At 68.3% G+C, this 26,454-nt stretch carries 22 protein-coding genes and 3 pseudogenes; 16 read left to right on the forward strand and 9 right to left on the reverse strand.

Annotated features, from left to right (window positions below; all coding sequences use genetic code 11):
* Window positions 1–98: 98 nt before the first annotated feature.
* The 3 genes from OG302_RS40920 to OG302_RS40930 all read left to right on the forward strand — a co-directional run bounded on the left by OG302_RS40920 (window position 99) and on the right by OG302_RS40930 (window position 3,548).
* A complete protein-coding gene (locus OG302_RS40920; RefSeq protein ID WP_371749822.1) occupies window positions 99–1,535 on the forward strand; it encodes an FG-GAP repeat protein in 1,437 nt (478 codons plus the stop codon).
* A 64-nt stretch (window positions 1,536–1,599) separates the two neighbouring features.
* Complete coding sequence (locus OG302_RS40925) at window positions 1,600–3,075, forward strand: FG-GAP and VCBS repeat-containing protein (RefSeq protein ID WP_371749823.1); 1,476 nt, start codon at window positions 1,600–1,602, stop codon at window positions 3,073–3,075.
* 173 nt (window positions 3,076–3,248) lie between these two features.
* Window positions 3,249–3,548: a hypothetical protein gene (locus OG302_RS40930; protein WP_371750383.1), complete on the forward strand. Its 300-nt coding sequence runs from the start codon at window positions 3,249–3,251 to the stop codon at window positions 3,546–3,548.
* 109 nt (window positions 3,549–3,657) lie between these two features.
* Here the strand turns inward: OG302_RS40930 and OG302_RS40935 are convergent, their stop codons facing one another.
* On the reverse strand, window positions 3,658–4,632 hold the full coding sequence (locus tag OG302_RS40935) for an ArsR/SmtB family transcription factor (protein WP_371749824.1): 975 nt from the start codon (window positions 4,630–4,632) through the stop codon (window positions 3,658–3,660).
* A 528-nt stretch (window positions 4,633–5,160) separates the two neighbouring features.
* On the opposite strand from OG302_RS40935, the gene OG302_RS40940 reads away from it, so the two are divergent.
* Window positions 5,161–5,595 (forward strand): peptidase inhibitor family I36 protein, encoded by a 435-nt coding sequence (locus OG302_RS40940; RefSeq protein ID WP_371749825.1) that lies wholly within the window; start codon window positions 5,161–5,163, stop codon window positions 5,593–5,595.
* Entirely contained in the window at window positions 5,595–6,542 is a 948-nt protein-coding gene (locus OG302_RS40945; RefSeq protein ID WP_371749826.1) for a hypothetical protein, read from the forward strand. Before OG302_RS40940 ends, OG302_RS40945 begins: the two co-directional genes overlap by 1 nt.
* Window positions 6,543–6,788: 246 nt before the next feature.
* On the opposite strand, the pseudogene OG302_RS40950 reads toward OG302_RS40945, so the two are convergent.
* Window positions 6,789–7,472, reverse strand: a pseudogene (locus OG302_RS40950) (substrate-binding domain-containing protein); the annotation flags it as partial.
* A gap of 511 nt (window positions 7,473–7,983) precedes the next feature.
* Here OG302_RS40950 and OG302_RS40955 point away from each other — a divergent pair.
* The gene (locus tag OG302_RS40955; protein WP_371749827.1) at window positions 7,984–8,625 is read left to right on the forward strand and encodes a peptidase inhibitor family I36 protein; all 642 of its coding nucleotides are present in this window, start codon (window positions 7,984–7,986) and stop codon (window positions 8,623–8,625) included.
* 502 nt (window positions 8,626–9,127) lie between these two features.
* Window positions 9,128–9,462 (forward strand): annotated as a pseudogene (locus OG302_RS40960) (transposase); the annotation flags it as partial.
* Window positions 9,463–9,594: 132 nt separating this feature from the next.
* Here the strand turns inward: OG302_RS40960 and OG302_RS40965 are convergent.
* Together OG302_RS40965 and OG302_RS40970 are read right to left on the reverse strand one after the other, a co-directional pair.
* Window positions 9,595–10,206 (reverse strand): VanZ family protein, encoded by a 612-nt coding sequence (locus tag OG302_RS40965; RefSeq protein ID WP_371749828.1) that lies wholly within the window; start codon window positions 10,204–10,206, stop codon window positions 9,595–9,597.
* A 28-nt stretch (window positions 10,207–10,234) separates the two neighbouring features.
* Window positions 10,235–10,627 (reverse strand): hypothetical protein, encoded by a 393-nt coding sequence (locus OG302_RS40970; RefSeq protein WP_371749829.1) that lies wholly within the window; start codon window positions 10,625–10,627, stop codon window positions 10,235–10,237.
* Between the two features lie 370 nt (window positions 10,628–10,997).
* Here OG302_RS40970 and OG302_RS40975 point away from each other — a divergent pair, with 370 nt between their 5' ends.
* The 3 genes from OG302_RS40975 (at window position 10,998) to snpA (ending at window position 14,670) form a co-directional block, all read left to right on the forward strand.
* Complete coding sequence (locus tag OG302_RS40975) at window positions 10,998–11,615, forward strand: RNA polymerase sigma factor (RefSeq protein ID WP_371749830.1); 618 nt, start codon at window positions 10,998–11,000, stop codon at window positions 11,613–11,615.
* Window positions 11,608–12,594, forward strand: coding sequence for a CU044_5270 family protein (locus OG302_RS40980; RefSeq protein WP_371749831.1), 987 nt, complete (start codon window positions 11,608–11,610; stop codon window positions 12,592–12,594). The genes OG302_RS40975 and OG302_RS40980 overlap by 8 nt, the downstream gene beginning before the upstream one ends.
* 1,395 nt (window positions 12,595–13,989) lie before the next feature.
* Window positions 13,990–14,670, forward strand: a complete 681-nt coding sequence (snpA, locus tag OG302_RS40985) for a snapalysin (protein WP_371749832.1) — start codon at window positions 13,990–13,992, stop codon at window positions 14,668–14,670.
* 339 nt (window positions 14,671–15,009) lie between these two features.
* Here the strand turns inward: snpA and OG302_RS40990 are convergent, their stop codons facing one another.
* From OG302_RS40990 to OG302_RS41000, 3 genes are all read right to left on the reverse strand, one after another.
* Window positions 15,010–15,438: an FKBP-type peptidyl-prolyl cis-trans isomerase gene (locus OG302_RS40990; protein WP_371749833.1), complete on the reverse strand. Its 429-nt coding sequence runs from the start codon at window positions 15,436–15,438 to the stop codon at window positions 15,010–15,012.
* Between the two features lie 282 nt (window positions 15,439–15,720).
* A complete protein-coding gene (locus OG302_RS40995) occupies window positions 15,721–16,458 on the reverse strand; it encodes a dienelactone hydrolase family protein (RefSeq protein WP_371749834.1) in 738 nt (245 codons plus the stop codon).
* Window positions 16,459–16,648: 190 nt separating this feature from the next.
* A complete protein-coding gene (locus tag OG302_RS41000) occupies window positions 16,649–17,866 on the reverse strand; it encodes a hypothetical protein (protein ID WP_371749835.1) in 1,218 nt (405 codons plus the stop codon).
* Between the two features lie 503 nt (window positions 17,867–18,369).
* On the opposite strand from OG302_RS41000, the gene OG302_RS41005 reads away from it, so the two are divergent.
* The 5 genes from OG302_RS41005 to OG302_RS41025 all read left to right on the forward strand — a co-directional run bounded on the left by OG302_RS41005 (window position 18,370) and on the right by OG302_RS41025 (window position 23,228).
* Window positions 18,370–19,878, forward strand: coding sequence for an FAD-dependent oxidoreductase (locus OG302_RS41005; RefSeq protein ID WP_371749836.1), 1,509 nt, complete (start codon window positions 18,370–18,372; stop codon window positions 19,876–19,878).
* Between the two features lie 15 nt (window positions 19,879–19,893).
* Window positions 19,894–21,021: a hypothetical protein gene (locus tag OG302_RS41010; RefSeq protein WP_371749837.1), complete on the forward strand. Its 1,128-nt coding sequence runs from the start codon at window positions 19,894–19,896 to the stop codon at window positions 21,019–21,021.
* A gap of 4 nt (window positions 21,022–21,025) precedes the next feature.
* The gene (locus tag OG302_RS41015; protein ID WP_371749838.1) at window positions 21,026–21,685 is read left to right on the forward strand and encodes a TetR/AcrR family transcriptional regulator; all 660 of its coding nucleotides are present in this window, start codon (window positions 21,026–21,028) and stop codon (window positions 21,683–21,685) included.
* Between the two features lie 293 nt (window positions 21,686–21,978).
* Window positions 21,979–22,377 carry a hypothetical protein gene (locus OG302_RS41020; protein ID WP_371749839.1) on the forward strand — a complete coding sequence of 133 codons (399 nt, stop codon included), beginning with the start codon at window positions 21,979–21,981 and terminating at the stop codon, window positions 22,375–22,377.
* Window positions 22,378–22,592: 215 nt separating this feature from the next.
* Window positions 22,593–23,228, forward strand: a complete 636-nt coding sequence (locus tag OG302_RS41025) for a maleylpyruvate isomerase N-terminal domain-containing protein (protein WP_371749840.1) — start codon at window positions 22,593–22,595, stop codon at window positions 23,226–23,228.
* Window positions 23,229–23,323: 95 nt separating this feature from the next.
* Here OG302_RS41025 and OG302_RS41030 read toward each other — a convergent pair.
* Window positions 23,324–23,724 (reverse strand): annotated as a pseudogene (locus tag OG302_RS41030) (IS5 family transposase); the annotation flags it as partial.
* Window positions 23,725–23,826: 102 nt separating this feature from the next.
* Window positions 23,827–24,693: a GNAT family N-acetyltransferase gene (locus OG302_RS41035; protein ID WP_371749841.1), complete on the reverse strand. Its 867-nt coding sequence runs from the start codon at window positions 24,691–24,693 to the stop codon at window positions 23,827–23,829.
* A 247-nt stretch (window positions 24,694–24,940) separates the two neighbouring features.
* On the opposite strand from OG302_RS41035, the gene OG302_RS41040 reads away from it, so the two are divergent.
* Window positions 24,941–25,894 carry a threonine/serine dehydratase gene (locus OG302_RS41040; protein ID WP_371749842.1) on the forward strand — a complete coding sequence of 318 codons (954 nt, stop codon included), beginning with the start codon at window positions 24,941–24,943 and terminating at the stop codon, window positions 25,892–25,894.
* The last annotated feature ends 560 nt before the right edge of the window (window positions 25,895–26,454 follow it).

A 26,454-nucleotide genomic window follows, 5' to 3' on the forward strand; every position in this document is an offset into this window, starting at 1 on the left:
CTTTCGTGCGCCTCGTGGGTCACACCTCCGCAAGCCCTTCCCCCTCACTTCCTCATCACCTCCCACTCATTTCCCCCTGCGATCACCGGAGTTCCCCTGTGCGTGTACGTACCCTGGCCGCCACCGCCACCGTGGCGGCACTGACCGCCGCCGGTCTGACCCTGCCGCTCGCCGGGAGTGCCGCGGCCGTCACGACTGCGCGGTTCGACTTCAACGGTGACGGATACGCGGACATCGCGGTCGGCATGCCCAACGCCACGGTGGACGGCAAGGCCAAGGCCGGCTACGTCAGCGTCATCTATGGCGGGCCGCAGAGCCCGAGCCAGTCCACCGGCGTCATCAGCCAAGCCGAGGCCGGCATACCCGGCACGCCCGAGGCGGGTGACCGCTTCGGCTCCTCCGTGGCACCCGTCGACGTGAACGGCGACGGCGTCTTCGAGCTGGCGGTCGGCGCGAGCGGCGAATCGCTCACCTCCGAGCAGTCCAGGGACGAGGGCACCATCACCGTCCTGGACAACTCGGAGTGGAACATCAAGGGCACCACCGTGGCCAGAGGCACGGGCGAGTTCAGCAGCATCGGCCGCACCATCGCCACGGGCGACTACGACGGCGACGGCGATACCGACCTCGCGTACGGTGAGAGCGGCGAGGAGAGCGGCTCACTCCGGTTCCGCCCGGGCCCGCTCACCGCCGACCCGGTGGCCACCACCACCCTGCACCACTACGGCATGGGCGGCGGCACCCGCGACCTGGCCACGGGCGACTTCGACGGCGACGGCCGGGACGACCTGGCCACCACCTGGAAGGCCATGGAGGACTCCGGCACCTTCATCACGCGCTGGGACGACCGGGCCGAGCCCGCCCAGTGGTACGCCGACGCCGACCGCGGCAGCGCGCTCGCCGCCGCCGACTTCGACCAGGACGGCACGGACGACCTCGCGGTCGGCCTCGTACAGCCCAACCCCGAGTCGGACGGCACGCACTGCGAGGACCGATACGGCGGCGCGGTGCTCGTGCTGGGCGGCTCGAAGACCGCGCCGTTCGGCACCGAGAACGAGTGCATCACCCAGTCCAGCCCGGAGGTCGGCGGCACCGCCGAGGGGGACGACGACTTCGGCGCCGCGCTGAGCGCGGGCGACCTGAACGGCGACAGCCACCCCGAGCTGGTGGTGGGCGTGCCCAGCGAGGACGTCGGCACCGTGAAGGACGCGGGCGGATACGTCACCATGAACGGCACGGAGCACGGCCTCCACGGCGGTCTGGCCCGCAGCCAGAGCACCCAGAACATGCCCGGCACGGCCGAGTCCGGCGACCGCTTCGGCGCCCAGGTGGCCGTCGGCGACTACAACCGCGACGGACTGTGGGACACCGCGGTGAGCGCACCCGGGGAGAACGACGGTGAGCCCAGGTCGGGTGGCGTCTGGTTCGCGCCGAGCAGCACCGAGGAGACGTATCCGCTGAGCAAGTCGCTGACGCCGTTCGGCTTCGCGCTTCCCCACGGGGCCATCAAGTACGGCGAAGTGATGGGCAGTTAAGGGTCCGCCGACCCTGCCCTCCAGTGCCTGAACTCATCGTCCCGCTTCGTGATGTGGAGTACCTGTGCGCAGTAAGAGACTCTCGGCCGCCCTGTTCGGCGCCGCCACCGTCCTGGTGTCGGCAGGGCTCACCACTCCGGCGGGCGCGGCGCCGTCGGCGGCCGTCCAGGGGCCCGACTTCAACGGTGACGGGTACGCGGACGCCGTGGTCGGCGTGTCCCGCGGGGACGTCGACGGCAAGAAGGCCGCGGGCTTCCTGCACGTGCTGTACGGCGGATCGAGCGGGGCTGGCACCTCTACTGCCTCGGTCAGCCAGGACAGCCCGGGCGTGCCGGGCACCAGTGAGGACAACGACGGGTTCGGCGGTTCCGTCGCGACGGCAGATGTGGACGGCGACGGCTTCACCGACGTCGTCGTCGGGGTGAGCGGCGAGGATGTCGGCAGCGACCCGGCGGCGAGGGGCCACGGCGCTGTGGTCGTTCTGTACGGTTCGTCCAGCGGCCGCTTCGAGCGCGGCAGGACGATCGCGCAGGGCCCGGCGGGCAGCGGCGCCGGGGCCTCGCTCGCCGTGGGCGACTTCACCCAGGACGGCGCCGTGGACGTGGCGGTGGGCCTGCCCCACGGAGAGTTCGGCGAGGTCACCCTGCGGCCGGGCCCGCTCACCGAGGACAAGCCGCTGACGAGCCTGCTGCACACCGGCTTCGGCGGTACCGCGGGCCGGTTGGCGGCCGGGGACTTCGACGGGAACGGCAAGACGGACCTGGCGATTTCCTCGTACTCCAACGACTACTCGCGCACCACCCTGTGGCGTTGGAACGGCTCGGCCCTGCAGGAGTACTGGAAGTCCCCGGCCACCGGCTACGGCATCGCCGCGGGCGACTTCGACGGCAACGGCGTGGACGACCTGGCGCTCGGGCACTGCCTGATCACCGCCGAGGCCGACCGGCCCACCGGAGCCTGCGGCCCCGACGCGCTGGCCAAGGGCGGCAAGGTGCGGGTGTTCTACGGAGGCGGGGGTGCCGAGGGCTTCGGCACCCGCACCCACACGTTCAGCCAGGACACCGCGGGCGTCGCGGGCACGGCGGAGGACGCGGACAACTTCGGCATCAAACTGGCCGCGGGCGATCTGACGGGGGACGGCCGGGACGACCTGGTGGCGGGCACGCCCGCCGAGGCCGTCGGCACGGCGGATCGTGCCGGTTCGGCGACCGTCCTGACCTCGGGCCCGGACGGTCTGCTCGACGCCTCGGGCACCGCCAGGTCGGCGGCCTGGCACCAGGACTCGACCGGCATCCCGGGCGCGGCGGAGGTCAACGACGAGTTCGGCTCGGCGCTGGCCCTGGGGGACTATGACGGTGACGGGGACGGCGATGTCACGGTCGGCGTCTACAACGAGGACAGCGCGGAGTACGACCAGAACCGGAGCACGGGCGGTGTGTGGACCCTGCCGAACGGTGCCGGCGCGGGCTCCAAGGCGCTGACGGCACGGTTGTTCGGCCTGCGGGGGGCGCTGTACTACGGGCACACACTGGGCCGATAAGACTCCGGTGACGCGGATGGCACACCGCATGGGAGGACCTCGCCCATCGTTGGCGATGGGCGAGTGATCGGCCTGCTAGCTGAGATCGGCGTCCTGACCGGAAGCTGACGATGGGGGAGCGCGCCGTGGATGGTGCCCGTGTGTTCCGTGAGGCGTGGATCGGTGCCGTGAAAATGCACCATCCGGGGGAGCCGGAGCCGTCGTTCGTGGCGCCGTGGGCGGAGACTCCGGAGTGGGAGCGTGCGGCTGCCGGTGCCGTGTACGAGCAGATCGTCCAGTTCATTTCCGTCTCGGACGGCGCCACTCTGTGGCTGACGAAGGAGGAGAAGAGCCGGTTCGTCGACATCGCGTGGACCGCGCAGTTGTACAAGTACTTCGGCGCGCCCGAGCCTGCCGACGTCTTGGCCTACGACGATCTGCCCCCGTGGCAGCGCGAGACGTACACCGACATCTTCGAGGTCATCGAACACTGACCGCTCATCCCTGTTCCCACGCCTCTACGGACGCGGGCCGTTGGACTCATGCACGTACCTGTTCCGAGCCTGGGGCTTCTCGGGGCTGCCACTGGGAGCGGCCACCCTCTTACCCGGCGCTGCCTGCTCCCCGCAGCAGTTCCAGGCCGAGCGGTGTGCAGGAATGCCAGACGGCCTTGCCGTCGCGCTGAGTGACGATGAGGCGGGCGTCCCGGAGGATCTTGGTGTGCTCGGAGGCGGAGGACTTGCTGATGCCCAGCTCCTTGGCGATGTCCGACGTACTGTGTTCGCGCGGGAGAAGGTCCAGGATTGCTGCCCGAGTGCGGCCCAGCAGGACACGCAGGGGATCGGCAGGGCCCTCTTCCAGCAACGGAAGCGCGGTGACGCCCGGGTAGATCAGGATGCTGGGCGCGTCGTCGTGGAGAGCCACCATCGGCCTGGACCACAGAACGGACGGCAGCAGCACCACGCCATGACCCGATAGGGCGACGGCGGTGTCATCGGGTCGGGGGAAGACGAGCGTCGTTCCTTCCCATCTGCCGCCGCCCGCGAGTCCGGCCAGCGTCGTACGGATGCCGTCTCTGGCCAGAAGCCGTGTACGCCAGGCGCGTTCAGCCTGAAAGCCCGCCTCGATACGGCTCCAGGACTCGTTGATCAGCGCTGAGTGGGCCGTACGTAGAGCGTGTTCGAGGATCTGCCAGGCATCCCGCTCCTGAGCGGCGAGATCCTTGATCCACGGGGTGACCGGCCGGTGCGCGGGGTACACCCGGTCGAGTTCGGCCCGCACACGGGCGGGGGGTGTCGCTCGGATCCGGTAGAGCCCGTCCTCGAGCCCTTCGCTGAGCGGGTCGAGGAACATCGGGCCCCGCGCCGTGGGAGGCACCAGACCGAACAGGGCGGTCGCCTCCCGGGGAAAGGCCTCCCGTGTTTTCCGCTGCCAGCGCGCGAACTGCGCAACCGCACCTCGCTGGAGCAATGCCACGGCGAAGCCCAGTTCCATCAGCGGCGCGGGATCGGCCGCGAACGTCACTCGTAGCAGGTCTTCGGCAGTGAAGTGCAGCCGCAGCAAACGTCCTCCCCTCATTGGTCAAACGGGCCGCGCGACATTCAACGTCCTTTCCGCCTAGGACAGTTCGGCTACCGCCGAAACCATCGCGGCCTCCGATGCGAAGTGGCGAGCATGGAGCGCACGAACACGACCGATGTTCTCGGTGGCCCCGGCATGCCAAAAGGGGCTGCCCAGCCAGATTGCGGGCACGAAAGAGCCGATCCACCGGGCGCCGCTTGCCGACTTCAAGGAGGACACATGCCGAAGAGGCTGGCTGCCCGTATCGGCGCCATGGTGCCGGGCTCAGGCACCGTGCTCGCCGCTCAGGCCTCCGGGCGACGGTCGGCCAGGGGCACGCGCGATCTTGTTCTTGCTGTTCCTGGCCGCGCTGGCCGGTTGCGCGAAGGCGGAGCCTGCCACACGAGAACCCCGCCCTCGAAGGGTCATGGCGTCCAGCTGCATATCCCTACCAGCAATCCAGGGAGTGGCCGCAGTCACCCTTCGTTCCTTGCGGGCAGAAAGCGTGCACAACTCCAAGCTTCCACAAAAGAAAAGAGGACAGCCATGCGAAAGACGCTGGCCGCAGCCGCAGGATCCACGCTGCTGGTGCTCGGCGGTCTCACCGCAGCGCCCGCCACAGCGAACTCCGACGAAAGCGCGGAGCCGCTCATCACCTGTGCGGCCGGAGATACGTGCTTCTGGGTGAACAGCAACTACGGCGGGGCCCGGGGCCGCGTCGCGGGCGACAACCCCAACTTCAGGAGCTTCACGCAGAGTCAGTGCCCTGGCGGCACCTGGAACGACTGCATCAGTTCCATCGCCAACCGCGGCAGGGACTGCACGGTCTACTACTGGACGGACGCCGGTTACAACGGCCGCTATCACAGCCTCGGCAGGAACGACCAGGTTCCTGACTTCGGGGCGGCGCCGCCCGTCGGATACAACGACCCGGCGTTCAACGACACGATCAGCTCCAACCACTGGTGCAAGCCGAAGTGATGAGGCGCCCCCCAAGGGTGCTGTGGCTCACCATGGCCGCCCTTGCCGCGGTGTCCGGCTGCGCCTCGGCGCAGCCGGACACCGCGGCAACACCGCTGCCGAAGCCGCCCGCGTTCAGCGGGCGGTTGAGTCCCGAGGCGCTCGACATGGTTACCCGGTCGGGGAGTTGGCCGCGAGCCCAGCAGACACTGGATACGGCGGTCAACAAGCTCGTCCACCGGTGTATGAAAGACAAGGGCTTCACCTACCCCGCAAAACGGGCCCCGCTCCCCACATCGCTCGACGACACCGCCGCAGTCGTGGACCTCCCCGGCCGCAGGAGGCACGGCTACGCCATCGCCACCACTCCCCGGCAGTCGGGACCGCCGCCGGCCCCGTACTACACCGCCCTGCCACCGGACCGGAAGCGCTCCTTCGACCTGGCCTTCTCCGGCCCGGCGGATTCTGGCGACGACGTCTCGACGGGCGCCGGGACCGTACGAGTACGGCGGCAGGGCTGCGACGCCGAGGCCCGCCGCGCTCTGACCGGCGACGTCACGGTGTGGGCCCGCATGTACTACACACCCGAAGCCCTCAACGGCCGCCTCGACGCCAAGGTACCCAAAGCCCGGGAGTACACAGCCGCGATGTCTGCCTGGCGTTCGTGCATGGCGGCACGCGGACACGCATACCGGACTCCAGAGGAGGCGCGAGATTCACTCAACCGGCGCTTCCTGGAGAACAAAGACCGAAAGGGTGCGTCGAAGGAAGAATTCCGGAAGCGCGAGAAACAGGTCGCCGTAGCAGACGGAGAATGCGCCATCGAGGCTGATGTCCCCGGAGCAGCTGTGCGGGTGCGACGCGGACTCATCGCCACTCTTCCCAAGAAGGACCAAGCAGCCTTGGCCGAGTTGGCGAGCTACCAGAGCGAAGCGGTGAAACGGGCAGAGACGCTCCTCGGCCGGTGACTCGGGCCCGCGGCAGCGTGCGGTCCTCGAAAGATGCCTGGGCCAACGAATCAACGAGGAGGACTCGGTCCGCCGCGGCGAGGGCCGGGAGTCCAGTGACCCCCTGCTCGGCAGGGTGCTGAGTGAGCCCCGGCCCGTCGGCTTGGTCCTCGGCGCCCGCTTTCCCCGCTCGCCGTCAAGCCGAGGTGCCTGCAGGCCAAGCGGACCCGAGGACGCGGAGCTCGACCGTTGGAAGGTGGGGCAAGTTCAACGTCGCGACGAATGGCGCACCATGAGTTCGGTCGGTATCACGTGTTCGACCGGTTGGTGTGACTCGATCCCCTCGATGGCATCGATGAGGAGCTGGATCGCGGTCGTGCCGATGCGCTTCGGTTTGAGGGAGGGTGTGGTGATGGGCGGTTCGGTGGTGGCGTACGCGGTGGACTCGCTGCAGCACACGAGCAGCAGGTCGTCCGGGACGCGCAGGCCGTACCGGCGGGCGGCGGCGAGGACATCGGTGCCGTTCGGGTCGAAGAGCCCGTAGACGGCGTCGGGCCGGTCGGGGCGAGCCAGGAGCCGGTCGGCGGCGACGGCGCCTGCGCCTGCGCCTGCGCACGGATCGTGTGCGGGATAGGACTTGTAGACCGGATCCGGGCCCACACGCTCGCACCAGCGCAGGCATGTGGTCGTGGACAGGCCGGTGTACGTGTCCGTGGTCGTCCCGGTGAGCATGCCGATGCGGCGGGCGCCGGCGTCGGCCAGGTGGTCGAGGACGCCGAGTACGGCGGCCTCGTGGTCGTTGTCGACCCAGGCGGTGACCTGGGGTGTACCGGCCGGACGGCCTACGGAAACGACCGGAAGTCCCTGCCGCATCAGTTCACTGACGACGGGACCCTGGCCGGAAGGGTCGATGACGACCGTGCCGTCGAGAGCCACGTTGGACCACACATCAAGAGTGGCTCGCACGCCTCCGGCCGGAGCTCCCCGCCTGCACATTCCTTGACTTTCTCCTCGTAGGACTTCGCGCAGCCGACCGCGCTCACGGCGAGCAGCAGGCAGGTGGCGAGCAGGGCGACGATGGTGCGGACTATGGTTTTCCCCGGGGTGTGTGAGGCGGAGCGCAGCGGTGCGGGATGCCGACGAGTGCGGAAACAGTGAAGGCCCCACCACATCGTGGGCGCGCCGAGGTGCGCGCCAGCTCTGTGGTTCGGGTTCGAGGTGTGGACGCCTTAGCTGCCGCACCCATAAAGATCCAATAACGGACATCTCTGTCATCGCTCGCGCCGCGCGAAGGTCGCAGCTGCGGCAACGGCACGCCGACGAGGAGAAGTTGGCGACGGATCTGCGGGTATCTGCCCCTTTAGGGGCTCTTGGTTACTAGATACTCATGAAAGTTCTATAAGTTCACCGCTGGTAGCGTCCGTGCCTGTTCATTCAAGATCAACCGCTCGGAGTTCCTCAAGTGAATCGCTCGCTGGCCGCCAGTGCCACGGCAGTTGCCGTACTCGCCCTCAGTGCCCTGACCACTTCCTCGGCCCAAGCCGACGCGGCCAGCGAGCGCCTACAGAAGTCGATCGATGAGCAGATAGCCGAGTACGGCGGAACGCAAGTCTCGGACTACGCCGTTGCCTACGATGACGGCGCCGTTGTCGTGTTCCCCAACCCGGTGACTGGCGAGGCCCCAGACAACCTCGGAACGGGAACTCGTACCGCCCAGGCGCAGAGCTATGACCTGGATACCAACCCGAACGACAACATCGGTCTGCGATCCGCAGTACAGGGCTGCCCCTCGGGCTGGACCCCCAACTCGGACTGGTTCTGCTTCTACCAGTACAAGAATTTCAAGGGAAAGCGATGGCAGTTCAAGGACACCAGCGTTGGCTATGCAGCGAACTGGGGTTTCGACAACAAAACGTCTTCGTGGGTGAATAACCGCTCCGACTGGGTTATCGACACCTACCGTATCCTTGACTCGAAGTGCCGGGGGAAGGACTCCATGTTCGTCATGGGACACGGCAAGTCCTCGGCAGTGGACTCCAGGGTGGACAACAAGCTCACGGCCTGGAAGGCCCAGCACGTCAAGAACTGGCCTGGTTGCAGCTGACCTGAGCTGGTAGAAGGTAGAAGGAGGAACCCCTATGTCTAAGCTGCGAATTGCTATCGCTGTATCCAGCGTCGCTGCCATGGCTTTCGGTGTTTACGGCTTGTTGTGGGCGCCGGAGCCTGGCGCCACATCTCACTCTGTGGGTAGCTACTTGGATAACCGCTGAGGTATCCAGGCGTTTAGTGAAGAGGCCCGTCGCGACTGGGGGTAGCGCGGCGGGGCCTCATGCCGGGCCCCCGGCGCGTACTTGCAGTGTGACGGCTCAGCCCTTCTTGGCTCCCGGAACGGGCTCAGGCCCTCCGTATGTCTCGTACGATGGCCCGTCGATGACTCCTGTCCGCACATCGGTGCTGAGTGGCCAGGACCAGCAGGCGGAGGTCAACGAGCCCTGCAGCAGCCACATTAAGGTGTGTTTGAGGTACTGACCTCACGTATGTCTACATGTGTCACGATCTGCGGATGGCTCGTGGAGATCTGACTGACGCACAGTGGGTGCGTCTGCATGCCCCGCCGTGGCGGCGGCCGCCCCAGGACCAGGCCCGTTCACGTACTGGCCGACCGGGCCTATTCCTCCCGTGAGATCCGCGAGTACCTGCGTCGGCGGCAGATTCCGCACACCATCCCGGAGAAACGAGACCAGGTCGGACACCGGCGCCGCCGCGGAAGCGGGGCGGGCGCCCGCCCCGCTTCGATCGCGAGAAATACAAGGCCAGGCACACGGTCGAGAACCGGATCGGCCTCCTGAAACAGGCCAGAAGCACCGCAACGCGCTACGGCAAACTCGCCGTCCGCTACGAAGCCATCGTCCAGCTCGCCCTGATACGGCAAGCACTGTGACCACATCTCAAACACGCCTTAGAACTCCTGTGCATGCAGCTCGGGTTAGAGCCCGCCCTGTACCTGCGGAAGATCACCGATGACCGATGGCTGGCGCGAGCTGTTCCTGCGGCTGTCGTAGAGCCTGGCCCATCAGCCTCTGAACTGGTCCAGTAGCCATGCACGGAGAGGATGCGCCTGCCCGGCATGCCGCCCCACGTCGCTGTCGGCGCCTCGCCCTGTGGCCGCCCAGGCCACCCGGGCCAGCAGGCAGCCGACCAGCCCCCCGACGGTATTGAAGATGACGTCGTCGACATCGACGACCCGGCCGGCGTTCATCGCCAGCTGGACCGCCTCGATCACGACGCTCAATGCGAGGCAGCCCAGCACGATCCCGAGGGGCGACGGGCGGCGAGCCGCCGCATGGGCGAACAGGCCGAGCGGCACGAACATGGCTGCGTTGGCGACCTGCAGCACGAGGATCATGTGCCGTTCGCTGGGGTACATGTAGTCGGCGGCGCTCCCCCACAATCCTTCACCGGGGATCATCGCCATGTAGGGGACACCGGAGCCGATCGGCCGGTCCGGGATCACGGTGGCCGCCAGTGCCGCTACCAGGCAAACCCCCCACAGCACCCGAGCCGCCCGGCGTTGACGGCGAGGCGACGTGCGGCGCCACGCCCCCAGCCCGACAGCCACCGCAGCGACGACGGCAACGAACAGGGACACCGTCCACGCGTTCACGTAGAAGACGATGCGCCACACTCTGAGCTCCCCTGACCGTTCGGATGCGTCAGCAGTCGAGGTACTTGGAGATGTAGTACTTGCTGCCGTGCTTCATCTTGGCGCGGATACACGCGTCGTTGCCCATCGGGAGCCGCTTGCTGAAGGCCGCGTATCCGTTGCGGGTCTTCTTGGTGCCCAGCCACTTGGATTCCGCGATGATCCCGGTGCGCTTCATACGGATCTGATAGCCGAGCTTGACGGTGATCTCCCCACCCCGGTAGCGCGCATAATGGGCCTTGTACACGCCTGGGCGGTGTCCGCCTGCCGGGCTGGACATGCACAGCCGTCCCCTGTCCGTCTTGCCGCAGCCGTCGGGATCCTGGATGCGGGCCGGGGCCATGCCGAGTGTGCATGCCACGAGGATGATGACTGTGCACACGGTGCCGAGCTGTCGCTTCACGGGCACCATCCCCTTGTGTTTGATCACCGGCTGTTGCTGATCACAGCTTGGGGCCGAAATGCGGGGGCGTGTGCCGCCATGCCACGGTATTCACCCTGCCGAGTGCATCAACGGCCAGCAGGAACGATCCGCTACACCCACCGCCGCCGAAGCCGGCCCTGTACCGCGGTAAGTGACCGACGACAGGTGGATGGCGCGGGCGGTACCCGCATCTAGCGGCGCCGACCAGGCTGATGTATCGATCGCCGCACTGTTTTCGGGGCGGCCTTGAGGCGTCAGGGCTCTGGAGGGAACTCGATGGGGGCGAGCGGCGAAGGAGAGGTGTAAGCCCAAGCATTCGGAGCGTGTTGTGGTGGATGAGAGGAGCCCGATGACCGTCGAGCCAGGTGTCCGCGCGGAGGTGGAGAGTGATGCCTCGGTGATTGCGCGGTCCCGGGATGAGCCCGAGGTGTTCGCCGTGCTCTTCGATCGGTACGCGGATGCGGTACACCGCTATCTGGCCCGCAGGCTCGGCGGCGAGCCGGCCGATGACCTCATGGCGGAGACCTTCACCACCGCCTTTCAGCAAAGGCATCGGTATGACCCGTCGCGGGCCACGGGCGAGGGTGCCCGGCCCTGGCTGTTCGGCATAGCCACCAACCTGGTCGGCCGGCACCGGCGGGCCGAGGCCCGGCGCTTCGGAGCCATGGCCCGTATCCCGGCTCCTGCCGACCATGAGGAGCCGCTGGCCGACCGGGCCGCGGCCCGGGTGGGGGCACAGGCCCTGCGCCAGGAGTTGGCGGGGGCGCTGGCCGCGCTGCCCGCGCGGCACCGGGATGTGTTGCTGCTGGTGGCGTGGGGCGGTCTCGGCTATGAGGAGGCTGCCCAGGCCCTCGATGTCCCCATCGGCACCGTCAGATCACGGCTGCACCGGGCTCGCGGCAAGCTCCGCGAAGCGTTGGGCGGATCCGATCCGACACTACTGCGAGAGGTACCCGGCCATGACTGACGAACTCGAACTCCTGCGGGACTGGGACGCGGACACGGCCCCGCTGAGCGAAGCGGCGCGGGCGAAGGCCCGCCACCGGCTGCTCAACACGATGGCGCACGTGCAGCGCCGCCCCGACAGTGCCCCCAGCCGCCGCCACGCGCTGCGCCTCGCGACCGCCGCAGTGGTCGCCGTGGCGGTGACGGGAACGGCGGTGCTGATGACCGAGGACGGTGCCGGCGAGGGTGATCGCCCCGACCGTGCTGACCGCGCACCGGGCGCGGCGAGCCCGCGGATGGGCAACGTCAGTGCCGCAACGGTACTGAACGGTGCAGCAGCGCAGACGGGTGAGGACGAGAAGACCGTGGCGCCGCGCGACGACCAGTTCATCTACTCGAAGCGGATCATCAAGGAGACGGAGCGCAAGACCGGCGAGGTCAAGACGTACGAGGATGTCAACTGGGACTCGGTGGACGGCTCCAAGCGCTCCTTGACCATGGAGCTCGGCCGGATGATCTGGGAAGAGCCACTGAAGAAGGGCGAAGGCGTGTGGCCCCCTCGGGAGTGGAGCAAGCTGAAGAAGCTGCCCACCGACCCGAAGAAGCTCATCCCGGCCATCGTCGGTGTCGGAACGTCCAGCATGCCGCTCAGTGACTTCACCGCACATGAATGGTTCGACGCCTACTTCATGCTCGGTGAGCTCCTGAAGTCGCCGGTGCTGCCCCAGGGGCTGCGTCCGGCCGCGTACGAGGCGCTGGCCCTGGTCCCCGGGGTCAAGGCGATTGCGGGGGTGAAGGACTCCGCCGGGCGCATGGGGGTGGGGATCTCCTTCCCCAAGAGTCCGTTGGGGAAGGGCAGGTACCTCATCTTCGACGCGAAATCCTACGCATTCCTGGGCTTCCGTGACGAGCGGACTTCAGCCTCCGGCGACGAGACGTACATCCAGTTGTCGCACGTGGTGGACTGGGCGATCGTCGACCGGTTGAAGCAGCTCCCCTGAAGAGCTGTCCCGTAACCGTTGGCCGGCGTAGGCGGGTTATGCCGGCCAACGGTTACCGGACAGCGGGCCGGCCCCTCTCGACGCAGTGCTGGGAGGGGAGCGAGCGGCGACACGGTGATGCTTGGCCGGTGGCCGCCGACAACAGCATCACAGACACTGGCCTCCAGCTCCCGGTCGTCAGCACGATGGCCACCGTGCCCGGTGTCCAGCGTGAGCGGGCCCGCGCCGCTCACCAGGCAATGGCCGCGCCTGGTCTGATGAGCTTGCGTGCCGGTGTGTTTTGGCGGTGCTGTGCGGGGTCACTGCTCGTCGCCAGCGTCCGGCTGTCTGCGACTTCTCTGGTCGACTGCCCTGAGCGGGCCCCGGGGTTCTTGTCATGCAGGGTCCAGAGACGTGCTTGTTCGACGGCTCAGTGGTCCCGAGGAAGGGATGCGCTCGCTCTCATTTGGTGAGACCACCGGCTGCTGTGTAAGGGCCTGTGAGCGCTCTCTATGGTGAGCGTGTTCTGACTGGCCCGGGGGTGGGGATATGAGGGAACGCTTCAGTGAGGCGATGGTTGTTTCTGGTCGCCGTTTTGGCATGGGGTGGCGTTGCTTGCGCCCACGCGGCGGAGAGGCGGCCCGCGTTGATCGGTCGCTGCTTGCGGGAGGGCGGAGTAATGCGGGCGGCGAACGTCTTCGCCTGGGCGCCGACGGCAGCATGTCGCGCTGAACATCGACGGGGCGGAGGACACCTGCCTGTTGTCGTATCAGGTCCGGCGGGACGGGCAAGGGCTCAACCTCTGCCTGGTAGTTGACGATGACTCGGGCTGTTCCACCGAGGAGCTTCTGCGCCGTGAGCCGGCGAGGCCCACCCAGCAGGGAGCGAAGTAGCTCAGCGTTCATGCCCGACTGGCTGGCACAGATCAGGGACAGAGCTCGTTTTCCGTACACGCCACCATTGAGGTCGTCGGCGGGCAGGGGGCCGCTGCCTGATGCCGCCGTCGGTGACGATCGCGTCGGATATCTCACGGCGGCACCATCGCGCTTCATGCCCCACCACACCCAGGGGATCGAAATCTGTGACACCCATCGCCGCCACTGTCCTGGGCGTCTGTGCCGCTTCTGCGTGCGCGGCATCCACCGGACCGGGTGTCTCTGACAGGCGCAGCGCCGGGCATGCGGGGTGGCAAGTCGCCGATGGCGCATACCAGTTGATGCTCTGCTGCTATCGCCGGATGGTATCGGTGCGAACGAGCCCTGCCTTCTCGATACTCGTCCCGACCACAGGCCGCACCCGCGTGCCTCCGGTCCCGGGATCCGGGGCGCCTTCGTGCTCCCGAGGTTCCCGGACACCCCGGCCCCCCAAGGCCACTGGCCATCCCGGCCACCGGACATCCGGAAGGGACACACCCCCATGAACAGATCCCGCACCAGCCTCCTCGCCATCCTCGGCGCCGCCGCCATGGTCGGTTCACTGGCCGCCGCGCCCTCGGCGTTCGCCGCGCCCGCGCCCGAAGCGGTCAAGGCCGCCTCCGTGAACGCCACATCGGCCTACGCGGGTTCGGCCGAGGAGCAGGCCGCCAACCGGGAGTTCTTCGACGCCGTCATGAAGTCGGCGCTGAAGAAGCAGGCGGCGCAGCCGGGCATCCAGGTCGTCACCGTGCGCTACCGCACGTCGCGGGCGCCGAGCTTCCGCAGCCAGATATCGCAGAGCACGCAGATATGGAACTCTTCGGTCAGCAACGTGAAGCTGCAGGAGACCAGCTCGAGCGCGGACTTCGAGTACCGCGAGGGCAACGACTCGCGCGGCTCGTACGCTTCCACCGACGGGCGCGGGCACGGGTACATCTTCCTGGACTACCGGCAGAACCAGCAGTACAACTCCACGCGAGTGACGGCCCACGAGACGGGTCACGTGCTGGGTCTGCCCGATCACTACTCGGGCCCGTGCAGCGAGCTGATGTCGGGCGGCGGCCCCGGCACGTCCTGCACCAACGCCTATCCCAACGCGACGGAGCGCCAGCGGGTCAACAGCCTGTGGGCCCAGGGGGTTGCCACCCTCCAGGACAAGGGTGAGCTGACCAAGGTCCGCTGACCCCCGCACACCACCGCCAGGCGCCCAGTCACCTACCGCAGACGGCCTGCGTGCCGACCCCGGCCGCGTGCGGCGTGCTCTCCTCGCCACTTGGGTACGCATACTCGGGGGAGGAGGTCGTGCCGCGCGGTCGGCGGAGGTTCGTGGACTGTCCGTGTGCCGCCGATCGGCGCTCGGGCAAAGTGGGGATGCAGGCATGGGTGCCTGGGATGGCAGGGTCGGTTGCGCGGGCAGCGGGCGGGAGTGCTGGCTGCCGGTGCTCCTTCGCCTGCGCCTGTTCAGCGGTGCTCGAAGGGCCGCGGCCAGATGATCGAGGCTGCTGACACCGGGGCGTCGGATTCAGGCCGAGCCGGGCGCGCGGGTCGGGCCGGGGCGTGCTGGGGTGGTGCCGTCGGCGACCGAGAGCAGGTCCACGATGAAGATCAGTGTTGAGCCTGCGGGGATCAGCGTGGAGGGTGATTGCTGGCCGTAGGCGAGGCGCGGGGGGATGATGATCTCGCGTCGGCCGCCGGCTTTCATTCCTCGGATTCCCCGGTCCCAGCCCTTAATGGCCCTGCCGCCGCCCAGGGCGAACTTGAATGGCCGGCCCTCTTCCCAGGAGGAGTCGAATTCCTTTCCGGAGGCGAAGGTGGCTCCTACGTAGTGCACTCGCACGACTGCGCCCGGCTTGGCCTGGGGCCCGTCTCCCATCACGAGGTCCCGGGTGGTCAGTTCGGCGGGTGCTTCACCTTCCGGAACTGTGATGGTCGGCTTGGTCGGTTCGCTCATCTCGGTCCCATCGCTCGCCACTGCCACCGCCACCCAAGTCCTTTGTCCGGGGCCGGCCGGCTGCGTTCGCTTTCCACGCGTTAGGTGATCACGCTACCGGCTACGCCTGGCTGTCAGGTGCCCCCGTGCCACGGGACACGGCGCTCGGGCGTTTTGAGCAGGGCGAGAAGAACTCGATGATCGCGAAGGATCCTCGCGTGAGTGTCCGTTCGGTTGAGCGGTGACGGCGGGCGTGGAGGGAGAACAGCACTGCTGGCCTGCGCTGTTCGATGTTCGCCTGGGTCATGTCCCCAGATCCTCCGTCACGGGCAGGCACTCGGCGAGCAGGTCGACGACGTCACGCCAGGCGCGCTGCGCGTGCTGTGGGTGGTAGCCGACGCCGGGGACCGTGGGGTGATCGACCGGCGGGTGGTGGAAGGCGTGCAAGGCGCCGCCGTAGACCGTGAGGCGCCAGTCGACGCCCGCGGCCTGCATCTCAGTGGTGAACGCGTTGCGTTGCGCGGGCGACATGATCGGGTCTTGTGACCCGACCCCGGCCCACACCGGGCAGCGAATACGTGCCGCCTCGCCCGGTCGGCCGGTGGTCGTTGCGTTGACTGTGCCGATCGCGCGCAGGTTGGCGCCGTCGCGCCCGAGTTCCAGCCCGATGGCGCCCCCGGTGCCGTAGCCGACGGCGGCGATCCGGTCGGATTCGGTCCGCGGTTCGGCGCGCAGCACGTCGAGCGCGGAATGCCCGATGCTGCGCATCCGGTCGGGATCAGAGAGCAGTGGCAGGCAACGGGCCAGCATCTCCTCGGGGTCGCTCAAATAGCGCCCGCCGTGGAGGTCGAAGGCCAGCGCTACGTATCCCAGCTCGGCAAGAGCATCGGCCCGGCGGCGCTCGACGTCGCTGAGCCCCGTGCCCTCTGGTCCGAGCAGCACTGCGGGCCGGCGGTCGACACCGGCCGGGAGCGCGAGGTGCCCGATCATCGTCAGACCGTCGGCCGGATACGCGACCGTACGCGTCGTAATCGTCGTCATGAGACGGGACTGTAGTGACCGTCGAGCCCGGTCCAGCCGCTGTTCTGCCGCTGGCAGAGCAGCGCGGACATCCCCTGAAATACGGCGAAGGCTCACAAGAACCGTCACAGCCCTCGTTCCCACGGCAGCTATCCACCCCGTTGCCCCTTGCACCCGTAACTCGGTCAGGCCCCTCACCGGCGCGGGGCGCTCACAGGTCGTGGAAGTCCTTGGCGGCGGGGTAGGTGATGTGGGTACAGCCGCGTCGGGTGGTGATGTCGTCGACGTAGGCGCGGAACAGGGAGCGGCGCGCCTTGTAGCCGAGGACGTCGCTGTAGAGGCGGTCGGCCGTGAGGGCGTGCAGTGCGGGCTTGCCGTCGCAGATCGAGGACGCCCACCAGATGCCGTCGCCGCCTCCTGCCGTACCCGGCTTGAGCCTTACGTCGTCGCCCGTCGCGTCGTAGCCCACGGAGTTGGCGTCGGCGCCGAAATAGGACACCGTGCGCAGCCACCAGGGCGAGTAGGTGAGCGCTCCCTCGGCGTAGTCGCGCTGATCGTCGTCCAGGCCGCCGGCGATGGCTCGGACCCGGACGGGGCCGACCGCCAGCAGGCAGCCTTCGACGGGGTTCGCCTCACGGGCGGGGATCGTCAGAGCGCGGTCGGGCAGTCGGCCTGGGCCGTGCTCCTTGCCCAGTTGGCCGGCCCAGCGGCAGGAGCCGGTGGCCGAGGCGGCCGGGCGCAGATTCAAGGGGATCGCGGTCATCTGAGCGGGCAGGGAGGGGAGTTGGGGCCGGCAGCCGATCCGTTGGGTGAGTTGCTGCATGGCCGAGCGGGCGAGGCGGGCCAGGCGCTGGCGGTCCTCTGCGGAGACTTCCGGGTACCGGCCCACGGCAGTCACGTGCAGCAGCCTCGGCACCGCTTTGCCACTGCCGGGCCGGCACTCGGCACGGACGGTGGTGCGGATGTTCGTGTAGGAGCCCAGCGTGCCGTCGCCCAGTGGCCATGCTTCAGGCTCGCGGTCGGCGGCCGCGGTGACGTTGGCCTTCGGGTAGGAGCCGTCGCGGGTGAAGAAAGGAGAGCCGTTGCCGATCATGTTCACCGGCTCGGCATCATCGCTGCTCTCGACGATCAGCCGGAACAGATCGGTCTCGCGTGAGCCACTCATCCTGTAGATGGTGCAGGCGCTGGGCAGATGCCGCGCATCGAGCCGGTAATCGTCATCGTCGTCGGACCGTGCTCGGACCATGCCGCCCTGCAGATCCATCACCTGCGCCCCCGACACCAAGTGGTCGCAGGCCGCGGCTATGTCGCGTTCGCTGGAGGCCCGGTCGCGGAAGTCGTCGAAGGTCAGCCAGAGCGCGTACAAGCTCAGCCCGATCCCGCCCACCGCCATCGTCAGCCACAGCCGGCGCCGGCCCGCACCCATCATGGTCTTCCCCCGTCACTCTCTGCGGCGGCCACCGCGTCGATCACCGAGGTTAGAGGGGGTGCGCCTGAGCGCCATCGTCGGCCAGGCCCGGCCCGGCCGGGCCCATCGGTCGTCGACAACATGGTGCGGTGGACCATGGCTTCGGGCCGGTGCGGATGGGTTGCGTAGTCGCGGGCGGGGCGTCGGTGACGCATGGGCCCCGGATACTCCGCTCGATCGTCCAGCGTCTGCCCGCGAGGCATGGAACAAAGAACAGCTCCGGTGCAGGGGCAGCACATCAACCGCGGCGAGTGGAGACCACCCTCTCGAAGTGCTGGGGGACTTGGACCACTCCGGCAGACAGCCCTGCGGGCGGACCCGGAACTCGCGCCGCTCCCAGTCCAACGGCCGCCGGGCGTCCAGTGGTTCATCTCGTGCGAAGTCTGGCTCGTTGAGGCCGCCCCTGTTAGCCTCCCCACCCACTGATCATACATTCACGCGATATGTGTATGAATGGAGGAAGCATGCGGGGACAGAGAGCCGTGGTGCTCGGCGGAAGCGTGGCGGGGCTGTGCGCCGCGGGAGTGCTCACCAGGCATTTCGACGAGGTGATCGTCCTGGAGCGGGACCGGCTCCCGCCCGACGCGCAGCATCGGCGGGGTGTGCCGCAGAGCAAGCACCCGCACTTCCTGCTCAACTCCGGGCGTCGTGCGATCGGCGAAATCTTCCCTGGGTTCGAGGAAGGACTGATCGCAGCGGGCGGGATGCACCTGATGCCGTCGATGGACGCGGCGTACTGCGAGAACGATGGCTGGGCCCCGCGCAAAACCGGGTCGATGACGATGGTCTACAGCTCCCGCGTGCTCATCGAGCGGGTCCTGCGCGACAACGTGCGTGGGATCCCGGCCATCGAGATCCGCGAAGGCGTGACGGTCACCGGACTTCGTTCCACCGCGGGCGGCACCGCGTTCGGTCGCGTCGAAGGAGTCGAGTTCCGCATGGGCGACGACTCGGTGCACCTCTCCGCCGACCTGGTCGTCGACGCCCTCGGGCGTGGCTCCTCCGTCGCCGAGTGGCTGCACACGGCCGGGTGGCCGACACCGCCGGAGAAGACCCTCGACGCCAAGGTCACCTACACCTCGCGATGGTACGACCTGCCCCCCGCCGACCGGCGTCCGCAGTCGTGGTGGTGGAAGCACCTGGTCGTCACTCCGGCACAGGACACCCGCGAACAGCCCGAGGAGCACGAGTTCCTCAGCAACTTCTTCCCGATCGAGGGGGACCGCGCCATCGTGTGCATGGGGTCGTGGGGCATCCGGATGCCGCGCGAAGTCACCACCTTCGAAGCCTCGGTGGGCCGCGTGCGTGCCACGGCCTTCGGCGCCGCGACGCGTGCCTGCACTCCGACCTCCGAAGTGCACCTCACCCGTTCGACCGGCAACAAGTGGCGCCGCTTCGACCTGCTCGAACAGCCCCCGCTCGGGCTGGTCTGCGTCGGTGACTCGATCTGCGCGTTCAACCCCTTCTACGCCCAGGGAATGAGCTCGGCAGCCCGTTCCGCCCTCATTCTCGCCGACTTGCTGCAGAGCCGTGACGCCCTCGATGTCGCCTTCTTCCGCGAGTTCCTGGCCCGGCAGAAGAAGTCCCTCGACGTGCCGTGGATGCTCGCGATGGCCCGTGACCAGGCCTATGACTTCGCGACCGGGAGTGAGGTCGTCTCCGCCTGGCGCCGCAGGCTGGCTGCGCGGTTCAGCTGGCCGGTCTTCAACGCCATCACCGCCGCGAGCCGCGAGGACGCGTACGTCGAGCGGACGTTCGCCCAGGTCTTCAACCTCGACAAGTCACTAAAGGAGATGGCCACCGACCCGCGGTTCTGGTTCGGCATCGTGCGCCACAAGGTGCGTCAGCGCCTCGGGCGCACGGTCGTGCCCGGCGGGTTCGACGATCAGCAGGACCCGCCCGGCACCGACTACAGCAACCGCACCCGGACCGGCACCGAGCCGTCCGCCGCGACCGGACTCGTCGACCACTGACCCGAGGAGCTGGCAATGGGTTACTCCTGCGACGCAGCGGCCGAGCGCCTGGCCGAGAGGCTTGGCCACTCCTGTCACAACGCCGACCCCATCGTGGACTTCCGCAACCCGTTCGGCCTCGAGAACGCCACCATGCCGTTCCTCGAGCTGCTCATCATCGGCGGCGCGGTGTTCGCCCTCGTCCATGCGTGGCGGCGGTGGCGCCGCGACGGCGACCCGATCAACATCTCGCTGTGGTTCGCCTCGATCGTCTACCTGGCGGTGATCGAGCCGCCGCTCTACTTCCCGAGCTGGTTCGGCCTGCAGGAGCACGTCGGGCTCATCTTCTCCCACAACGTGTTCACCGTGCAGTTCATGTACGACCGGCTGCCTCTCTACATCGTGGCGTTCTATCCGGCGCTGTCCCAACTCGCCTACGAGATGATCCGCGCCCTCGGCGTCTTCACGCGGCGCGGGCCGCTGGCCGGGTCCCTGGCGGTCGCGTTCACCTGCCAGGCGTTCTACGAGATCTTCGATCAGGTCGGGCCCCAGCTGAAGTGGTGGGCCTGGAACCCCGGCAACGAGATGATCAACGCTCCTGCCCTCGCCTCGGTCCCGATGAACAGCATGTTCCTGTTCGCCTCAGTGTCATTCGGCGCGATGACCTACCTCATCGTCCTGCTGACCGGCGCGAAGCCAGGACGGGGCCCGCTGACCGGCCGGCAGATCAGCCTGCGCACCGTCGCGGCCGGTGCCCTTACCCCCTTGGCGATGGCGATCGCGGGCGTGCCGAGCAATCTCTTTCGCGGCGGGGATCAGCTCGGCATACAACAGGCCATCCTCACCACCGAACTGGCCCTGGTGTGGATGGTGGGCCTCAGTCTCCTCGCGGACGCCTGGCGCGCGCCGCGGGCCGGTCAACCTCCGCTTACCTCACCGCAGTTCGCGCGGATCTATCCGGTGCTGTACCTCGGCGTCCACATCGCTCTGTGGCTGATCGCCTTGCCGGCCTACTTGGCGGCGGCCGACGGCATCACCGAGGAGGGCACTCCGATCGGCAGCCTCTGGTACACCGTGCTGTGCACCATCGCCGCGGCCGGGCTCATCGCGGCCGTACTCCGCGCGACCACTTCCCGAAGAACCGAGGAGCCTGTGCGATCCTAGGGTGATGGGGCACCACGGCTGGGGAGGCAGGCCTCCCGCATCGGACGCGGAGGCCCGACAGCGCATCGTTGACGCGACCGCCCGCTGCATCGACCGGCACGGCGTCACGAAAACCACCCTGTCCGACGTCGCCGGCGAGCTCGGCGTCACCCGCCAGACCGTTTACCGTCACTTCGGTCGTATCAGCGACATCATCGGCGAAGTGGCGGCCCAGGGCGCCGAGTCGTTCGTCGACCTGATGATCGCGCACCTGCACGGCATCACCGACCCGGCCGAAGCCGTGGTCGAAGGCATGGTTTTCTGTATACGGACCATCCCTGCCGAGCCCCGCCTGAGCCTGCTGCTGCAGCTCAAAGACACCACCGCTTTCGGCCGCGGCACCACCACCCAGGACACCATCGCCTACGGCGCCAAGATGCTGCAGCGCTTTCCTGTCGACTGGGCCGCCGTCGGCATCGAAGAGGAAGAGCTCCAAGGGCTCGCCGAGATCATCATGCGCCTTCTGGCGTCGCTGCTGCAGCACCCGAGCGAACCGCCGCACGACGAAGACCAACTCCGCACGTTCCTCAGCCGCTGGCTCGCCCCGGCGCTGTCCCGGACCGAGCCCGCCAAGAAGCGGGGCACACCTCGTCGAGGATCGTCGTCAGCTCCGACACCATCATGATCCAGCCGCCACCGACACCCCCGGGCATCGTGGAGTAGGCCGAGGCGAAGCCCTCGTGGATGCCGCTCAGCAGATGATGCGGCGGATCAGGCGCAGGGAGTTGGGCCGGACGTCTCCTGCGCCACCGACTCCCTGCGCCCGGGCCGCAACCCGGTGGCTCCGCGCGCTCGCAGAATGCCCGGCCGCCGGATGGGCCGGTGTCACCGGCACTGGATGCACCCGCCCGCTGCTCTGGTATGCGTGGTCGTTGAGGGAGCCCGCCCGGGTCACTTCAGTGCCTGAGGGGGGATCAGATGGTCTACACAGAGCCGATGGCGCGAGCCGTCGTGGAGTCGGCCGTGCACGAGTTGACGCACCAGTGCACCGACGGCCAGGAGCGCTCCACGACGGTGAGCTTCGGCGGAGACGGCTTCACCATGTACGCGCACGTGCGTCTCTGCCCGGCCTCATCCGGACAGGCCGACGTCTCGCTCGCTTGCTGGACCGCCAACATGGACACAGCCCGGTATTTCGGCAGCAACCCTGCGGGCGATGCGGAAACCCGGCTGCCTCCCGACGGCACGGCCGCCCCGGACGAGTCACTGACCAGCAGGGTGATGGGGCACCTGGCCACGCGTATGAACGCCCTGGGCGCCCCTCGACCAGGCCGTGAGGGCCACCTCACCATCACTGTCCCGCTCCTGGCCCCGTAGCAGACGATCGCAGGTGGCCGTGCTCGCCGGCCGCGCCGACAGGCACGACGCAGCCGACCGCATCCCCTTCACATGCGGCCCTCCGGCAGGGCGGGAGCCGGCTCTCCTGCCCGCAAGGGCCGGTCAACTATGGTTGTGCTGATTGCCGTACGGCATAGGGCTGCGGCTCCCAGCGGCACTGCGTCATCTGGGGGCACCGGATCATGGGGGGGCTCGTGAGTCTGAAGAACGCTTACTTGGAGACCGCGGCGCAGGCCGTGGCTTTGCTGGACACGCCGGAAGTGGCCGCCTTGTGGGGGAAGCCCAGCGCGTTGGCGGAGTGGACTGTCGGTGGTCTGGCAGGTCACCTCATCTACCAGATCTTCAGCGTGGCTCCCGTGCTTCATGAACCTGAGTCTGAGCGCGATCCGATCTCTTTGCTGGACCACTACGCACGTGCCGTGTGGATCGACGCTCCGCTTGACGGGGAGGCCAACTCTGGCATCCGTGCGCAGGGTGAGGGCATTTCGTCCGAGGGGGTGCAGCCGTTGCGGGAGCGTGCCCGTGCCGCACTCGACGAGCAGCGAACTGGTCTCGCGCAACTGCGCGGGGACCGCGTCGTCTTCCTGCCGCAGACGGGGTGGGCGCTGACTCTCGATGACTTCCTCGTGACGCGGATGGTGGAACTGGCTGTGCACATAGATGACTTGGCAGTCAGTGTGGGTGGCCGGGTGGCAGAGCTTCCCCGTACTGCTTTCGCTCCCGTGGTTGCGCTGTTGGCTGAGCTTTCCGCCCGACGGCATGGCCAGGCAGCGTTGTTGCGAGCGTTGACACGCGTGGAGCGGGCACCCGCTGCGATCAACGTGTTCTGAACGGTGCTTCAACCGGCGTCAGCCGGCTCGGCCTGAGCTTTGGTGAGGGCCAGGCGATTGGACTCCGTGCCGGTCTGGACGTTGGCGCATGGTCACTGACCGGCCCTCCGGCCCAGCGGACGCTGCACCTGAGAATGCGCTGCAGCCCCCCTTCTTTTCCGGGCCCCTGCCGCATGCTGACGGGCCCGGGCGATAGTGGAGTCGACCGACACCGTCACTCGATCGCCCCGACCGCGTCATCGTGCGCCTGGATCTGCGGAAGGATCCCGATCCCAGGTCGCATCCGCCGTCCACCGGCACAGCCGCTCATGGCAGATCTTCCACGGCCCATACCGCTCCGGCAGATCCCGCCACGGCGCAGCCGTGCGTACCTTCCACAAGAGCCCGTCGATGACCTGGCGGTGATCCCGCCACCGCCCACGACGCCCGTTGGAGCGCGGCAACAGCGGCATGATCCGCGCCAGGCCGCATCGGTCAATTCACCACGACGCATCATCCGACCATCATCGAACCCCGACCTACCCCACGTCCTCAAAGGGCGTTCGGGCCCAGCCAGGGTCAGCGACGCGGCCTGCCCGGCACCGCCGCCTGTTCATTTTCAGGCGGCTCGGCTGACGTCCAGCCGTTCGGACGACGGCTGGTATCCAGCTGCCTTGTAGGTGGCGACGGCGGCAGTGTTCGAGCTCTCTGCGCTGACGAGTGCGCTTGACGCACCCATTTCACGCAGCGCCGCCGCAGCGGCGACGCTGATCGCCGTCCCGTAGCCGTGACCGCGATGGTCGGCGTGCACGCCCATCGGCTCCAGCAGACCGGGCTTGCCGGGCCCGGCCGACCAGACCGTCGCCGCGGCCACCGCGTTGTCCTGGTCGTCGTAGCCGATCAGACAGCGGGCGTCGGCGTAGACCGGCCCGGCCGCGAGGACGTGCCAGACCTCCTCGGTGAACTTCTGGCCGCCGAAGGCCGAGCGGTGCACTGCGGTCCGCACCCCCGCCGTTTCGGGACCGGTCACCTCGATGCGCAGGCCGGAGTCCTTCACCGGCTCGGCGAGGTCGCGGCGCAGCGGCGTCCACGCCTCGTCCAGAATCCAGCCCGCCTCCAGGAGGACCTCGCGGAGCAGGGCGCCGTTGGGGAGTTCGAGGCCGACCTTCCCGGGCGGCAGGACCCCGCGCTCCGGATCATCGAGGTCCGCCAGCAGCTGGCGCGCCAGCTCACCGTCCTGTCGCAGATCCGGCGCGGTCGTCAGGCGCAGCACATCAGGGCCGTCCAGGAATCCGACGGCAACGATCCGCCCGTCCACGCTCCAGGTGCGGACCTCCGAGGCCAGCTTCTCTGCACCCAGCGCCCAGGCCCAGCCGAGGTCTCCCGGATGGAGTTGCAGCGGCGTACGGTCGTCCTGCCATTCCCGGAGGGCACCCACGGCCCCGGTCAACCCGTCAGCACCCGGCTCGTTCAAAACGATCGTCATGTCCCGCATCTCACACCGTCGCGGCGACCGGCCGCACCTGGTTTTACTCAGCCAGTCGGATCGACAGGACACGCCGTAGTCAGGCGGCCTCCGGCCGCGAGCGTATTCTCCTGTGCACACCCACCTGTTGCCCGATCGGGCGCAATCGGATCACGCATTCCCGTACCCGATGTTCATGGTCACAGGGACCGGTCGCCCGCGTAGTGTGCAGAGGGATACGGCGTGTGAGAGATCCCGGAGGGGCGCCATGGTCGGTGTTGAGGATGTGGAGAGCGCGGCAGCGCGGATAGCCGGGCATGTGGTGCGCACCCCCACGTTGCCCAGCCCGGGGTTGACCGCGTTGCTGGGGGTACCGGTCACGGTCAAGCTCGAGCTGCTGCAGCGCACGGGTTCGTTCAAGGCTCGGGGAGCGGTCGCCAAGCTGCTGGCGATGACCGGTGAGCAACGCGCGGCCGGCGTGGTCGCGGTGTCCGGCGGCAACCATGGTGTCGCCGTGGCGGAGATGTCGGCCGCGCTGGGTGTGCGCGCCACCGTGGTGATGCCGCGCACCGCACCGGCACGCTCGGTGCGGGCTGCCCGGGCCGCCGGAGCCGATGTACGGCTGACCGCCACCATGGCCGAGGCCTTCGCGATGATGGACCGGCTGGAGGGGGAGGGGCTCACGCTGCTGCACCCGTTCTCCGATCCGGTGGTCATTGCGGGGCAGGGCACAGTGGGGCTCGAACTCGCCGCCGACGCGGGGGAATTGACGGACGTTCTGGTCTCCATCGGTGGTGGTGGTCTGATCGCTGGTGTGGCGGCGGCACTGCGGGCACGGCGGCCGGGGGTGCGCGTGTGGGGCGTGGAGACGACCGGCGCCGAGGCGATGTCCAGGGCGTTGGCATGTGGTGGGCCGGTCCAGGTGGATGTGGACTCACGCATCAGCACGCTGAGTGCGCCCACGGTGTCCCCACTGACGTACACGATGGTGCGTGACCTGGTCGACGAGGTGCTCGTCGTGCCCGAGGCGGAGGCGTACGCGGGCGTGCTCGAGCTGGCCGAGCACGCCCGGGTATGGGCGGAGCCGGCGGCGGGCTGTCTGCTCCCGGCGGCCCGCCGCATCCTGGCCAAGACCGGTGAGTCGACTCGGCTCGGCCTGGTGATCTGCGGCGGCAACGCGACGGTGGAGGACGTGACCGCATACACGGGAGCGGCCTTCTGAGTCGGGTTCTCACTGCCGCTGGAACAAACATCATCAGACTGAGCGGATACCTCCCACCCGGCGATCCTCCACCACACCCGCCTCGTCCGGAGGGCCGCTCCCACTGCCTTTGCCGAACCCTGCCCAACTGAACATCACCAAAGGCATCCACAGAGTGGACCAGAGCCTGAGTTCGGGTGTCGTTTGTCAACGACTCCGGTAGTTGCGTACGCAGCCAGCCGGTGTGTCCCGATGACAAGGCGTTCTCCCGCAGTGGGCCCGGAGACATTGCAGCTGTCTGCGGGGTCCGTGCCGCGTCGTACGGCGCTTTTGGCCGGCTCCCGGTATGCCGAGGTGTGCGCCGTGGTTGTCTCGGGATTGTCACGTATCGGATGATCCGGCCTGCTCGGGTTCCGAGACCTGCTGAAGTGCTGCTATGGGCAGCCCCAGAAGCAGGGCACGCATCGCGCATCCACGCCGGATGGCCCACCGGCTTTACGGGCCAAGGGCCTGTGGCCGCGGGGATTCGCGCATTGATTCGAAATTGGTCGAGAGGTATCGAGAAACGTCCGAGTAGGAGT

Source organism: Streptomyces sp. NBC_01283 (assembly GCF_041435335.1).
In the GTDB taxonomy this organism is placed as follows: Bacteria; Actinomycetota; Actinomycetes; order Streptomycetales; family Streptomycetaceae; genus Streptomyces.

Excerpts from the sequence above, each read along its gene's own strand:
- OG302_RS41005 (WP_371749836.1), top strand. The coding sequence starts at position 18,370 with ATGCGGGGACAGAGAGCCGTGGTGCTCGGCGGAAGCGTGGCGGGGCTG.
- OG302_RS40975 (WP_371749830.1), top strand. The coding sequence starts at position 10,998 with ATGACCGTCGAGCCAGGTGTCCGCGCGGAGGTGGAGAGTGATGCCTCG.
- snpA (WP_371749832.1), top strand. The coding sequence starts at position 13,990 with ATGAACAGATCCCGCACCAGCCTCCTCGCCATCCTCGGCGCCGCCGCC.
- OG302_RS40930 (WP_371750383.1), top strand. The coding sequence starts at position 3,249 with ATGCACCATCCGGGGGAGCCGGAGCCGTCGTTCGTGGCGCCGTGGGCG.
- OG302_RS40990 (WP_371749833.1), bottom strand. The coding sequence starts at position 15,438 with ATGAGCGAACCGACCAAGCCGACCATCACAGTTCCGGAAGGTGAAGCA.
- OG302_RS40980 (WP_371749831.1), top strand. The coding sequence starts at position 11,608 with ATGACTGACGAACTCGAACTCCTGCGGGACTGGGACGCGGACACGGCC.
- OG302_RS41035 (WP_371749841.1), bottom strand. The coding sequence starts at position 24,693 with ATGACGATCGTTTTGAACGAGCCGGGTGCTGACGGGTTGACCGGGGCC.
- OG302_RS40935 (WP_371749824.1), bottom strand. The coding sequence starts at position 4,632 with ATGAGGGGAGGACGTTTGCTGCGGCTGCACTTCACTGCCGAAGACCTG.
- OG302_RS40945 (WP_371749826.1), top strand. The coding sequence starts at position 5,595 with ATGAGGCGCCCCCCAAGGGTGCTGTGGCTCACCATGGCCGCCCTTGCC.
- OG302_RS41020 (WP_371749839.1), top strand. The coding sequence starts at position 21,979 with ATGGTCTACACAGAGCCGATGGCGCGAGCCGTCGTGGAGTCGGCCGTG.
- OG302_RS41040 (WP_371749842.1), top strand. The coding sequence starts at position 24,941 with ATGGTCGGTGTTGAGGATGTGGAGAGCGCGGCAGCGCGGATAGCCGGG.
- OG302_RS41010 (WP_371749837.1), top strand. The coding sequence starts at position 19,894 with ATGGGTTACTCCTGCGACGCAGCGGCCGAGCGCCTGGCCGAGAGGCTT.
- OG302_RS40940 (WP_371749825.1), top strand. The coding sequence starts at position 5,161 with ATGCGAAAGACGCTGGCCGCAGCCGCAGGATCCACGCTGCTGGTGCTC.
- OG302_RS41000 (WP_371749835.1), bottom strand. The coding sequence starts at position 17,866 with ATGATGGGTGCGGGCCGGCGCCGGCTGTGGCTGACGATGGCGGTGGGC.
- OG302_RS40995 (WP_371749834.1), bottom strand. The coding sequence starts at position 16,458 with ATGACGACGATTACGACGCGTACGGTCGCGTATCCGGCCGACGGTCTG.
- OG302_RS41015 (WP_371749838.1), top strand. The coding sequence starts at position 21,026 with ATGGGGCACCACGGCTGGGGAGGCAGGCCTCCCGCATCGGACGCGGAG.